Below are 12943 nucleotides of genomic sequence, written 5' to 3'. Positions count from 1 at the left end.
TCCGTACTAAAATTATTGCTCACAAATAAAAAAACGGCTCGTAAAGAGCCGTTTTTCTAAAGATTCAATTACGCGTCTTTGTTAGCGTTGATGTAATCAATAGCAGATTGAACTGTTGTAATTTTTTCTGCTTCTTCATCTGGGATCTCTGTATCAAATTCTTCCTCTAAAGCCATTACTAGCTCTACAGTGTCTAAAGAATCTGCACCTAAATCATCTACAAAAGAGGCTTCAGATTTTACTTCTTCTTCTTTTACGCCTAGTTGTTCAACAATGATTTTTTTTACGCGTTCTTCGATGTTACTCATAATTTCAGGTTTCCTTTACGTACCTTTTAAAAATTCCGACGGTAGTTTATTTCCCTACCTCAGTGCTTGCAAGATATTCCCGCAATAAATGCTGTGGTCAAACCACAATTTTATCACTGGATTTTCCTACAAAACAACTTTTCTCTATAATAAATTGCTTTAATACCTTTATTTTCAAAGGCTAAGCAATTACGACATATACATGCCGCCATTAACATGAATTGTTTCGCCGGTAATATATCCTGCCTCATTACTGACCAAAAATCCAACAGTTGACGCTATTTCTTTAGGGTCACCCAGCCTATTAGCAGGTATGTCCTTGAAAATAGCCTGTTTTTGCTCATCGGTCAGACCTTTAGTCATGTCCGTATCGATAAACCCCGGAGAAACGACATTTACAGTAATTCCTCTTGATGCTATTTCTCTTGCCATTGATTTAGAAAAACCAATCACTGCCGCTTTAGCTGCAGCGTAATTTGCCTGTCCTGCGTTACCAGAAGAACCAACAACAGAACCGATGTTAACAATACGACCATGTTTCTTTTTCATCATGCCGCGAAGAACTGCTTTTGATAATTTAAAAACCGAGGTCAAGTTGGTTTGAATAATATCATTCCACTCGTCATCTTTCATTCGCATCAACAGATTATCGCGAGTAATGCCAGCATTGTTGACGAGTATATCGATACTGCCAAACTCATCGTTGATTTGAGACAACAGAGTAGTCATTGATTCATCGTCAGTGACATTTAATACTTTGCCCGTGCCTTGTGCACCAATATAAGCACTAATGGCTTCTGCACCCTTCTCACTTGTTGCTGTACCAATTACCTTTGCGCCTTTCGCCATCAAGTCTTCAGCAATTGCTTTACCAATGCCTCGACTCGCTCCAGTCACTAAGGCAACCTTTCCATCTAAATTTGACATAAATCTTCCCGTTGCTTAAATATTTTCAAAATCACTTGGCTGAGAAAAATTCGCCAAACTAAGCGATTTGTTGATTCGCTTGTTTAGCCCAGATAACACTTTGCCTGGACCAACTTCTATCATTTTATCCACGCCTAAATCACTCAAAGCTAAGACAGATTCAGTCCATCTCACTGGCATATACAATTGGCGTAATAACGCATCTTTTATAAGACCCGCATCAGTTTCAATACTCACATCGACATTGTTAATAACACTGATATTTGGCGTATTAAATGAAACGTCTTCAAGCAATGTAGCCAACTTTTCAGCTGCGGGTTTCATTAAGGCACAATGAGACGGTACGCTCACAGCGAGTGGTAACGCTCGTTTCGCACCCGCTTCCTTGCATAATAAGCCTGCTTTTTCTGCCGCTTCTGCATGGCCTGCAATCACGACTTGTCCGGGACTATTGAAATTTACTGCAGATACAACCTGAGCGGTTTCTTCAGACACTTCTTGACAGATTTGCATTATCTTTGCGTCGTCTAAACCAATGATTGCATACATTGCACCTACACCTGCAGGAACCGCTTGTTGCATAAATTCGCCACGAGCTTGAACCAATGTAACGGCATCGCTTAGATTCAACACACCTGCACAAGTTAACGCGCTATATTCACCTAAACTGTGGCCGGCAAGATAATCAACCTGAAGATTCTTTTCCGCTTGCAAAACACGCCAAGCTGCCACACTTGCTGTTAACAAGGCTGGCTGTGTAATGTGAGTTTGGTTTAATTGAGTTCCGTCGTCTTCTTGAACTAACTTCCACAAGTCGTAGTTCAAGGCTTCAGATGCTTCAGCAAACGTTTCTTGAACACTAAAAGCGTGCTCTGCCAATGTGTTCAACATGCCGACGGACTGTGAGCCCTGACCAGGGAACACGCAAGCTAACTTTGTCATATTGTTTCCTATAAAAGCGTTTAAATCTTTTTATTATTAATATTTAACAAGGGCTGATGCCCACGCAAAACCGCCACCGAAGGCCTCTAGTAATAAATGTTGGCCGCGTTGAATACGACCATCACGAATTGCTGTATCAAGCGCAGTTGGCACTGTTGCTGCCGAGGTGTTACCGTACTTTTCCAATGTCATGACAACCTGGTCAAGCGACATATCTAGCTTTTTAGCGGTGGCTTTTATTATTCTGAAATTTGCCTGATGTGGCACTAACCAGTCAATGTCTGATTTTTGAAGATTATTAGCTTCCAGAGTCTCCAAGACGATTTGGCTAAGCTTTGTAACCGCGACTTTGAACACTTCGTTCCCTCTCATGACGCCCCAGTTTTCGTGGACTGATTGTTCATCACCTCGAGTGGGATTGCCTACGTACAACAGATCACCATGTGAGCCTGCCGCGTTAATGTGGGTAGAAAGAATTCCCGGCTCTTCACTCGCTTCAATGATTGTTGCGCCAGCTCCGTCACCAAATAAAATGATCATAGAGCGGTCAGCTGGATCTATCAATCGACTCAAACAATCTGTTCCAATCACTAATATCCGTTTTGCCATACCGCTCTTAATGTACTGATCAGCTACACTAAGTGCATAGCAATAGCCAGCGCAAGCGGCGGCGATATCAAACGCTGGAATATTATCAACTCCCAGTATTTTTTGTATCTCGCAGGCCGTACTTGGAAGAGAATAACGCCCGCTTGTGGTTGCACAGACAATCATATCCAAATCTTTGGCATCAATTCCTGCCGCTTCTAAGGCTTTAAAAGATGCTTCAGCTCCCATTGTCGCTGCCGTTTCATGTTCACCTATTATGCGGCGCTCTTTAATACCTGTGCGGTCGGTAATCCACTCATCAGAAGTGTCTACCATTTGCTCTAGGTCCGCATTTGAGCGAACATCACTTGGGTAATAACTACCCGTTCCAATAAACCGTGAATACATCAATTAATGCTCCATCAAGACTGATTCTATTTTTGTTTTTATTTTGTCTGGAACCGCATTTTTTGCTTCTTCATAAGCTTGTTTAATTGCATAAAAACTAGCTTCAGAGTTTGCATTTCCGTGACTCTTTACAACGATTCCGCGCAATCCTATCAGACTGGCGCCGTTATACTGGTCGGGGTTCATGCGTTGATAGAGCTTTTTCAAAAAAGGGAGAGCAAGTTTGCTCAGTAAACGAGCAGTAAAATTTTCAGTAGTCAGGCGTTTTAGCTCATCGATCACGAGCTTTGCAATACCTTCACTAGACTTTAAGGCGATATTACCTGTAAAACCGTCTGTAACAACAACATCAGCTTTACCTGCAAATATTTGGTCGCCTTCAACATAACCGATGTAATCCACACTTTGACTATCACGCAGCAACTGGTCGGCATGTTTCACCAGAGTGTTACCTTTAATGTCTTCTTCACCAACATTCAATAATGCGACCTTCGGTGATTCGACACCGGCGCACAGTTTGGCGAACACCGACCCCATCACTGCATATTGGAAGAGGCCTTCCGCGTCGCAATTCACTGATGCACCTAAGTCTAGTAATAGAACCTTTTTACCTTGGGCTTTAGGCAACCAAGATATCAATGCGGGTCTAGAAATTCCGGGTAAGGTTTTCAACACATAATACGCCATCGCCATGAGTGCACCGGTGTTACCCGAACTGACACAGGCATCAGCCTTTCTTTGCTCAACTAAATCTATTGCGCGACGCATAGAGGATTGTTTCTTTTGGCGTAAAGCGGTGGTGGGTTTATCACTCATAGATACAACTTCATCACATTCTTCGAGTGTGATGCGTGCTTTCAGATCGCCGGACAGTGTATTTATGAAGGATTGGTATACAGAAGAATGACCGCATAGTGTGATATGCAAGTCGGAATAATGTTCGAGTGATTTTTTTGCAGCATCTAAAAGAACATGGGGGCCAAGATCGCCCCCCATGATATCTAATGCAATATTTACCTTAGACAATGTGCAATGCCGAATTAATCAGCAATCACTTTTTTGCCTTTGTAAAAACCATCCGCCGTCACATGGTGACGTAGATGTGTTTCACCAGACGTTTGATCAACCGATAAAGTTGCGCCTGTTAATGCATCATGAGAACGACGTGTGCCACGTTTTGCACGCGTCTTCTTATTTTTTTGTACAGCCATAGGTTAAACTCCTAATCTCGCTTAAGCTCTTTTAAAACCGCAAATGGGTTTTTACGCTCTTGTTCCGGTTCGATTACTCCGAATGTCATATCATCTTTACCAACGCGGCAATCTTCTTCTGCATGAAGTGCCACAATGGGTAAAGACAAAATCAACTCGTCTTCAATTAATTGAAGTAAATCGACTTCTCCGTGGTCATTGACCTCTACCGGTTCGTAAGCTTCTGGTAACTCTTCCTCAGCTTCTTGCCCCTGCACAGGACTGAAACAATATTCAATAGAAATTGAATGAGGAAATTCATGGTTACACCTCTGGCAAAGTAAATCAACCTGAGCATTTGCAGTACCCTGGAAGTAAGTAAGACTCTGCGCGTCTTTCGAAAACTTAACATCCACCGATACTTCTTCGCTGCAAGCCGCCACTGATCCAACAAACCGCTCCATTAAAGCAGTAGAATAAATACCCACATAAGTAGAGCGTTTCATCGCACTTTTTTGTGGATCGATTAGTTGGGGTAGTTTCACTTTGACCATAGCGCGCGCATAATATAGGTTTACGTAGGCATAGTCAAAGAAATTACCTAATCGCTTAGGTACTTTTTATCATTTTTTATCGACAACGGAGTTTTACTAAATGTCTGATACAAGCAGGGTGTCAAAAACGAACACTCTTCAATCTAACGATTCTAATGAAGAAAACTCAATGCAGTCGCGTCAGTCTCCAATTCTACTGGCATCCTCGTCCAAGTATCGCGCATCACTATTAAACAAACTGAATATAAGCTTCGAGTGTTACTCACCTAACATAAACGAAACACCAAGAGTCAATGAAAGCCCATTGCAAGTCGTTACACGCTTGAGCTTTCAAAAAGCTTTGAGCGCACAAAAACAGTTTCCAAAGCACCTGATCATCGCTTCAGATCAAGTTGCCTTTATAAAGGAAGAGCAAACTACTCTTTCGTCTAAACAAATGGATATCAGATTACTCACTAAACCACTCACCCTTTCAAACGCTGAAAAACAACTCACGGCCTGTTCTGGAAAAACTGTTCGGTTTTTAACTGGATTGTGTTGCTTACCGCCACTTCAGAGCATTATAGATTCTGGTATTGGTGCCATCGATGCAAGCAACCGCGCCATGGTCGACAAGTATTGTGAAGTAGCTTACGTCGACGTCACCTTCAGAAACTTGAGTCAACGTGAAATTCGAAGCTACCTTGAACAAGAATTACCTTTAGATTGTGCTGGCAGCTTTAAGGCCGAAGGTCTAGGTATCGCACTATTTGAAAAACTGGAAAGCACTGACCCAAATACAATTATTGGTTTGCCGTTGATTGCACTGTCAAAACGATTACGAGATTTAGGTATCAATCCACTATTGAGCAAATGAATACTCTGTGATTATCCGTGACTATCTAAATATAAACAAACTCTTGCAGTTCAGAAAAACAATCAATAATCCGCAAGGGTTTGTGAACTGATAGCGCATCACTATGGTGGACGCCATAAGAAACAGCGACTCTGGGCATACCGATATTCTCAGCCATTTGCATGTCGTAAATGGTGTCACCCACCATCAACACTTCACCTGCATTTACCTGCCATTGCTCTATTATCTGTATAAGCATATCTGAACTGGGTTTAGACTCAGCTTCATCAGCGCAACGAGAGTGCTCAAAATAATGTCGAGTCGTGCTTGCATCAAACGCCCTTTCCAAACCTCTTCTCGCTTTTCCAGTCGCCACAGCCAAGCGCGCTCGTTTACTTAAAAAATCTAAAGTGGGTTCAGCATGAGCGAACAATGGACACGGTGTAGTGTCTTGCTTTATGAAAACGGTTTTATAATGTTCTTTCAACTCATCAGCTTTTTTATCGTCAACGTCAAATAACTGTTTGATAGCGGGTTGTAAACTAATACCAATGATATGTTCGACCGCTTCTTTTGAAGGGACAGGCATATCACCTAATACAGCTGCTTGTTGCATACACGAGACGATTTTAGCTGCAGAGTCCATCACTGTGCCGTCCCAATCGAAGATAATGTATTTAAACTTCATGTGACAAGGTATCCATCAACTTAAGCAAATCATTGTCATAGTCGGCCTCAAATTTCATTCTTTCGTCATTCAAGGGGTGGTCAAAGGCAATGCTTTTGGCATGTAAAAATAAACGTCTGAACTTAAGTGATTTTAAATGACTATCGAAATCCTCATCCCCATACTTACTATCCATAGCAATGGGATGGCCGGCATGTAGGCAATGCACGCGAATTTGATGGGTGCGCCCGGTAATAGGACTCGCTTCTATGAGTGTGCATTGCTTAAACGATTGTAGAATGCGAAAGCGTGTTTCTGAAGGCTTACCATCATCCGCAACAGAAACCAATCTTTCTCCACTTTTCAATATATTCTTTTTTAAAGGCGCTATCACTTTGAAACAATGACGTGGCCAGTCACCAGCTACGAGAGCATGGTAGCGCTTATCGACTCGTTTGGTTCTTAATTGTTCATGCAGATGTCGTAACGCACTGCGTTTTTTAGCCACTAATAGGCAGCCAGATGTGTCTCTATCTATTCGATGAACCAATTCTAAAAATTGATGCTGAGGCCGTAAAGCTCTCAAGCCCTCAATTACGCCAAAGTTTAAACCACTGCCGCCGTGCACAGCTAAGCCCGACGGTTTATTAAACACGATCAAGCGGTCGTCTTCGAACATAATATGACTCTCTAGATTCGCAACTCGATTTAAATTTACATTGTTTTGTTCTTTTACTGACGTGCGGACAGGTGGTATCCGCACGATATCACCGCAACGTAATTTATATTCAGGCTTCACCCGTTTCTTGTTAACTCTCACTTCCCCTTTCCTCACGATCCGGTAGATCATGCTTTTCGGCACACCCTTGAGTTTGCCAGTGAGATAGTTATCAATGCGTTGCTGCTCGTTGTCATCCGTGATTTCAACGAGTTGCACGGTATTATATTCTTCAGTCATGCGCGCATTATACAGAACTTATTGAGAAATGAATGACAAATCAATGCTTTTGAATTCTTTTTGACAATTCTGTATTTTTATCGAGTAAAGCGCACACCTTACTTGACAGTGTGGATAGTTTTGCTTGTTTATCCGTGGTAATTAAGCAATAATGCGCGCCGGTGTAACAATGTTCGACTATTAATGAATAGCGAAGCAGACAAATAAGCGCTGTACCCATAAACGGTAAACGGCGATAAAACACCACTAACAACGTTTATCATTCAATTATTGAAAACGTGAGCCTTGATAAAGAGTGCTACGAGAAACACGCACTGCATCGAAAAACAGATGCGACAGGGTATAAATTAAACAGGTAAAACGAACTGTTGAACAGATTTGAATTAACATTAATGATAAAAATCATTAGTGAAAAATTGTAGCAAGGACTAAATCGACCTACACGTGTTGTTGGATATTTTTGTACAGTGTAAGTTTAAAAAATTATAATAAACAATCACTTGTAATTTCCTTTTAAGAATAATGGACAATTTATACTCAGCCGTGAGGCTCAGAAAAACAGTTAATTCGAAACTGTATCTACAGGGTTTTCCCTACACTGAGTTAGATACAAATGAAAAGAATGCTAATCAATGCAACTCAACAAGAAGAGTTGCGCGTAGCCCTAGTAGACGGCCAAAAACTCTACGATTTAGATATTGAAAGCCCAGGTCACGAACAAAAAAAGGCAAACATTTATAAAGGCACCATCACTCGTGTTGAACCGAGCTTAGAAGCTGCTTTCGTAGACTACGGGGCTGACCGCCATGGATTCCTTCCTCTAAAAGAAATCGCAAAAACATATTTCCCATCTGGCTATAAACTAGAAGGCCGTCCTAACATCAAAGATGTTGTTAAGGAAGGCACTCAAGTTATCGTTCAAGTAGATAAAGAAGAACGTGGACAGAAAGGTGCAGCCTTAACCACTTTCATATCGCTAGCTGGTAGCTATTTAGTTCTCATGCCAAACAACCCTAGAGCAGGCGGTATTTCTCGTCGTATTGAGGGAAGTGAAAGAACCGAACTTAAGCAAGCATTGGATCAGCTTGAATTGCCTGATCACATGGGTTTAATTGTAAGAACAGCGGGTGTTGGTAAATCTTATGAAGAATTAAAGTGGGACCTAGGTGTACTAGTTAATCACTGGTCAAATATCACCAAAGCTGCTGAATCACGCCCTGCTCCATTTCTTATCCATCAAGAAAGTAATGTTATCGTCAGAGCGATACGCGATTATTTACGTCGAGATATTGGCGAAATACTTATTGATAAACAAGCTATCTATGAAAAGGCTTTGTCACACATTGAGCTAGTGCGCCCTGACTTCGTCAATCGCGTTAAGTTGTATAAAGGCGATGTGCCATTGTTCAGCCATTATCAGATTGAAAGCCAAATTGAGTCTGCCTTCCAGCGTGAAGTACGTCTTCCTTCAGGTGGCTCGATAGTAATCGATCCTACAGAAGCGCTTACGTCAATCGATATTAACTCTGCACGCGCAACAAAAGGTGGCGATATTGAAGAAACAGCTTTCAATACAAACCTAGAGGCAGCAGATGAAATCGCAAGACAACTTCGATTGCGAGATTTAGGTGGTTTAGTGGTTATCGATTTTATCGATATGACGCCAGTGAAGCATCAACGCGAAGTTGAAAACCGCATGAAAGATGCCGTTAAACCAGATCGTGCCCGAATTCAACTAGGTCGCATTTCACGTTTTGGCTTGTTAGAAATGTCACGCCAGCGTTTGCGTCCATCATTAGGTGAGTCTGCATATCACGTGTGCCCTCGTTGTAGTGGCCACGGTACAGTTCGAGGAACTGAGTCCCTCGCACTTTCTGTGTTAAGAATCATTGAAGAAGAAAGTATTAAAGATAACACTGGGCAAATTGAAGCGCAGTTACCTATTAATGTGGCGACTTATTTACTCAACGAGAAGCGCAAAGCGGTTCATAGCGTTGAGAAACGACATAACGTTGAATTACTCATCATCCCTAATCCGAACTTTGAAACGCCTAACTACGAAATTGTTAGGCGTCGTCCGGATGACAAAATTGATGATATTAGTTACAACATTGCGTTAGCTGAAGTACCACAAACGGCTGCTGATACGACGTCACCGAAAGTAGTGAAACGTGAAGAACCAGCGCTTCAAGGTATGTCCGCTCCAGCACAAGCCGCACCAACAGTTGCGCCAAGCAAACCAAAAGAGAAAACTGAAGATTCAATTGTTACTAAAGTTATCGCTTGGTTAAAAGCATTGTTTGTAGAGGAAGAAAAGAAACCTGAACCGAAACCACAACGTCGAAATAACAATCGTAATAGAAACAACAAACGACGTAATACCAATCAACGTGGTCCTCGTCAGGACAAGGGTGCTGAGCGCACTGAGCGCACTGAAAACAAAGAGCGTCCCGATAAACCTAAGAATGAGCGTCAAGGAAATCGTAAACGCAGGAATGATCGTAATGACAGCCCTCGTAACAATCCGAAGAGCGAGTCGACTGTTGAAGAACAGAATCAACAAGACGACAATGCACAAAAAGCGCCGAAGCCTCAGGCAAAAAGAAAGCCGCCTGCAGAACGCAGAAAGCGCCGTGATACTAAACGTAACGTGCGTGTATCAGATGATAATAAGACTGAAACCCCAGTAACATCTACTGAGGAAAAAGTCACAGCGCCAGTAACTAAAGAAGCGAAGCCTGAAACAAGCAACACAGAAACAGCAAGCGTCGACACGGCTGTCACTGCGCCTGTAACAAAGGCTATTGAACAGACACAAGGCGACGTTGTCACTGAGTTACCAAAAACAAGCGAGACAGACGCGGAATCAAAGCAGGCAGATGCTGAGCAAGAAAGAGCTGAGGGTGATGCGCCTAAAGGTCGCGGTAGACGTTCTCCAAGACATGTTAGAGCTGCTGGTCAAAAGCGTAAGAAAGACAAAGAAAGTAAGTCTGACAACGCCGAAGTAAATGCTGAAGCTGTCGTTCAGGATGAACTTCAATTTGATGAGCCAAAAGACGCTATTTCAGACGCAGAGGCACCAACTGACAAGGTGGCAACTGAAGTTGAAGCGCCTGTTCAAGCGGAAATCGAATTGGGTGAATCAAATATTGAGGAAACAGGCAAGGTAGACGAAGTTGTTGCTCCTCAAACTACTGAAACAGAAAAAGCGCCTGAGAGCCCTGTTATTGAAAACACTGAGACCAGTACTGCGGTTGAGGCAAAAGAAGCGCCTATCTCTGAGCCAATAAAAGCCACCGTTTTTGAAGCTTATGTAAGAGCACCACTGAAGTCGACTTCACATCCGATGACCAACCCAGAAAAGGTTGAGGCACCTAGTGAAAGAGAAGTGATTAACGCTATCTCAGACGAACAGCGCGGTTCTTTTGACTTAGGTGGACGCACAGCGCTTGTAGGCAACGTAAAGTCGAGTGCTAGTTCAGAAGCAAGTAACCCAGCAAAGGTTGATGATTAATTTGAACCTAGCATTGGCTTTGTAGCCAGTTAATATACTAACCATAAAAACGGAGCTCGACGCTCCGTTTTTTTTGGTTCTTACTCTCGTATTTATCATGTGGCATAATCCAACGACTTACCTCTTTTGAAGTTAGACGTGTGAACCTCTCTTTTATTGCTAAGAAAAAATTAAAGTATTACGGGCTTATTATTATCGGTGGGCTAGTAATCCTTGCCTTTACGATGTCATTTATCAAGTATTACGAAGATACATCCTCCGAATATGATGAAGAGGTAAAAAAGCTTATTCGCTCAGAACTCATTGCTTTACAGGTCCAATACTCTTTCAAGAAACAAGTTCAAGAGTGGAAAAATATATTGCTTAGAGGCAATGACCCAGCAAACTATCTAAAATATCATCAACAGTTTATTGACGAGTTCGAACGAACACAAAACTATGCTCAAGCGCTTATCGACCAATTTGATAAGACGAATAAGATTACCGAGTTGGCTAGCGATTTTCAGAAAACACACCGAAGTATATTGGCTGACTACCAACAAGCATTGTTGGTTTATGAGCAAACTGGATTTGACGCGAATGCAGCCGACAAAGAAGTTAAGGGAATAGATAGAGAGCCTGAAGAGCTTTTAAGCGAAATTTCGATATATGTGCAAAGCGATATTACTTACCGGCTTAAAACTATCGAATCCGAGGTATTTGCTTTCAAAACAACACTCGCACTCGTTTTTATCGCACTGCAAGGGGTTTTATGCCTTGGTTTAATTCGTCTCACCAAGCGCCTTTTAAATGTGAACTTACACGACAAAATAACCGGTTTAGGGAATAGAGAGTTATTCGTTAACAGTATTGCTGATTTCCATAAAAACCGACAAGATTTTACCGTCGGTATTCTCGATATAGATGAATTTAAAATCATTAACGAAACCTGTGGAAATAGTGGCGGAGATATCTACTTAAAAGAAATCGGTAGCTTGGTGCAAAATCACCTACCGAAAGATGCTGTCATATGTCGCATTAGTGCAGACGTCATTGGCTTTATATACCTACAATCCGAAGCAACAAACAAATCACTAAAACAATTAAAAACAGCGGTAAGTCAGTACGAGTTCCATTATCAAGACCTGACAACGAGTTTAACCTGCTGCATTGCCATTTATGAGGTTAATGAGGGCGATACAGTTGAACACACAAGCGTACTAAATGGCTTATATGCCAGTTTATTAGAAGCAAAATCTCTGGGTAGAAACCGATTGGTGAGCTATGACGAAGAGGATAGCTTTATTGTTGGTCGGCAAAAGTTGATGCGCATGGTTTCTCATGTTGCAGACTCATTAAACCAAAAATCGATTGTATTATTCCGCCAAGCAATCAGTCCTTTCGATACTGCGTCACAATCGACTTACTACGAAGTGCTGATGCGCGTGAAGCACAATGGTGAGTTCCACTCGCCCTTCCCTTACTTACAAGCAGCTGAAAAATTCCATTTAATCAATAAGATTGATCAGTACGTTTTGCGCGAAACCATCCTTTACTTAAATAAACATCCAGAAGATAAGGCTCATTATTCAATCAACTTATCAGGGCAAACCTTATCCGATGAGCGCTTTCCAATATATATTAGAGAACTTTTCGAGAATAGTCAGTTTCCGCTCAGTCACTTAGGCTTTGAGATAACTGAAACAGACATCATTAGAAATTTCTCTATCGCACTGAATAATATTAATTTTTTAAAGAGTTATGGTTGTAAAATTTCCCTCGATGACTTTGGTACTGGCATGTCATCTTTTGGTTATATTGCACAATTAAACATAGACACAGTCAAGATCGACGGCACTTTTATTAGAAATATTGCCAACGTCGATCATAATAAAGCGATAGTGAAATCTATTGTTAGTTTAGCCCAGGAACTGAGCTTATCGACGGTGGCGGAATTTGTAGAAACTGAGGCTGAAATGAAACAGTTGGAGGCCTTGAATATCGAATATTGCCAAGGTTATTTAATACACAAACCCGAATTATTTTATGAGCCTCAAGATTGAGGCTCTAGTT

Annotated in this window: 12 protein-coding genes; 3 read left to right on the top strand and 9 right to left on the bottom strand. The window is 41.7% G+C overall.

Annotated elements, in window-relative coordinates:
• Positions 1-68 precede the first annotated feature (68 nt).
• The 7 genes from acpP to yceD form a co-directional block, all read right to left on the bottom strand.
• Positions 69-308 carry an acyl carrier protein gene (gene acpP, locus RM544_RS02330; protein WP_018981476.1) on the bottom strand — a complete coding sequence of 80 codons (240 nt, stop codon included), beginning with the start codon at positions 306-308 and terminating at the stop codon, positions 69-71.
• A gap of 189 nt (positions 309-497) precedes the next feature.
• Positions 498-1235 (bottom strand): 3-oxoacyl-ACP reductase FabG, encoded by a 738-nt coding sequence (gene fabG / locus RM544_RS02325; protein ID WP_311360165.1) that lies wholly within the window; start codon positions 1233-1235, stop codon positions 498-500.
• Between the two features lie 15 nt (positions 1236-1250).
• Positions 1251-2177, bottom strand: coding sequence for an ACP S-malonyltransferase (gene fabD, locus RM544_RS02320; protein WP_311360164.1), 927 nt, complete (start codon positions 2175-2177; stop codon positions 1251-1253).
• A gap of 36 nt (positions 2178-2213) precedes the next feature.
• A complete protein-coding gene (locus RM544_RS02315) occupies positions 2214-3173 on the bottom strand; it encodes a beta-ketoacyl-ACP synthase III (protein WP_311360712.1) in 960 nt (319 codons plus the stop codon).
• Positions 3174-3176: 3 nt separating this feature from the next.
• Positions 3177-4214: a phosphate acyltransferase PlsX gene (gene plsX / locus RM544_RS02310; RefSeq protein WP_409220041.1), complete on the bottom strand. Its 1038-nt coding sequence runs from the start codon at positions 4212-4214 to the stop codon at positions 3177-3179.
• Complete coding sequence (gene rpmF, locus RM544_RS02305; protein ID WP_311360162.1) at positions 4214-4384, bottom strand: 50S ribosomal protein L32; 171 nt, start codon at positions 4382-4384, stop codon at positions 4214-4216. The genes plsX and rpmF overlap by 1 nt, the downstream gene beginning before the upstream one ends.
• 11 nt (positions 4385-4395) lie before the next feature.
• Positions 4396-4917, bottom strand: a complete 522-nt coding sequence (gene yceD / locus RM544_RS02300; RefSeq protein WP_311360161.1) for a 23S rRNA accumulation protein YceD — start codon at positions 4915-4917, stop codon at positions 4396-4398.
• A 100-nt stretch (positions 4918-5017) separates the two neighbouring features.
• Here yceD and RM544_RS02295 point away from each other — a divergent pair, with 100 nt between their 5' ends.
• Positions 5018-5773, top strand: a complete 756-nt coding sequence (locus tag RM544_RS02295) for a Maf family protein (RefSeq protein ID WP_311360160.1) — start codon at positions 5018-5020, stop codon at positions 5771-5773.
• 25 nt (positions 5774-5798) lie between these two features.
• Here the strand turns inward: RM544_RS02295 and RM544_RS02290 are convergent, their stop codons facing one another.
• Entirely contained in the window at positions 5799-6440 is a 642-nt protein-coding gene (locus tag RM544_RS02290; protein ID WP_311360159.1) for an HAD family hydrolase, read from the bottom strand.
• On the bottom strand, positions 6430-7377 hold the full coding sequence (rluC, locus tag RM544_RS02285; RefSeq protein WP_311360158.1) for a 23S rRNA pseudouridine(955/2504/2580) synthase RluC: 948 nt from the start codon (positions 7375-7377) through the stop codon (positions 6430-6432). The genes RM544_RS02290 and rluC overlap by 11 nt, the downstream gene beginning before the upstream one ends.
• Before the next feature lie 622 nt (positions 7378-7999).
• On the opposite strand from rluC, the gene rne reads away from it, so the two are divergent.
• Together rne and RM544_RS02275 are read left to right on the top strand one after the other, a co-directional pair.
• The gene (rne, locus tag RM544_RS02280; RefSeq protein ID WP_311360711.1) at positions 8000-10891 is read left to right on the top strand and encodes a ribonuclease E; all 2892 of its coding nucleotides are present in this window, start codon (positions 8000-8002) and stop codon (positions 10889-10891) included.
• A gap of 140 nt (positions 10892-11031) precedes the next feature.
• Positions 11032-12933, top strand: a complete 1902-nt coding sequence (locus tag RM544_RS02275; RefSeq protein WP_311360157.1) for an EAL domain-containing protein — start codon at positions 11032-11034, stop codon at positions 12931-12933.
• The last annotated feature ends 10 nt before the right edge of the window (positions 12934-12943 follow it).

This window comes from Brumicola blandensis (assembly GCF_031846165.1).
Lineage (GTDB): Bacteria > Pseudomonadota > Gammaproteobacteria > Enterobacterales > Alteromonadaceae > Glaciecola > Glaciecola blandensis.
Note: the sequence above shows the minus strand (reverse complement) of the source record. Positions and strands in the feature narration are given on the sequence as shown.

Coding starts and splice junctions, on each gene's coding strand:
- RM544_RS02315 (WP_311360712.1), bottom strand. CDS start 3,173: ATGTATTCACGGTTTATTGGAACGGGTAGTTATTACCCAAGTGATGTT.
- RM544_RS02295 (WP_311360160.1), top strand. CDS start 5,018: ATGTCTGATACAAGCAGGGTGTCAAAAACGAACACTCTTCAATCTAAC.
- rpmF (WP_311360162.1), bottom strand. CDS start 4,384: ATGGCTGTACAAAAAAATAAGAAGACGCGTGCAAAACGTGGCACACGT.
- acpP (WP_018981476.1), bottom strand. CDS start 308: ATGAGTAACATCGAAGAACGCGTAAAAAAAATCATTGTTGAACAACTA.
- fabG (WP_311360165.1), bottom strand. CDS start 1,235: ATGTCAAATTTAGATGGAAAGGTTGCCTTAGTGACTGGAGCGAGTCGA.
- rne (WP_311360711.1), top strand. CDS start 8,000: ATGCTAATCAATGCAACTCAACAAGAAGAGTTGCGCGTAGCCCTAGTA.
- yceD (WP_311360161.1), bottom strand. CDS start 4,917: ATGGTCAAAGTGAAACTACCCCAACTAATCGATCCACAAAAAAGTGCG.
- fabD (WP_311360164.1), bottom strand. CDS start 2,177: ATGACAAAGTTAGCTTGCGTGTTCCCTGGTCAGGGCTCACAGTCCGTC.
- RM544_RS02290 (WP_311360159.1), bottom strand. CDS start 6,440: ATGAAGTTTAAATACATTATCTTCGATTGGGACGGCACAGTGATGGAC.
- rluC (WP_311360158.1), bottom strand. CDS start 7,377: ATGACTGAAGAATATAATACCGTGCAACTCGTTGAAATCACGGATGAC.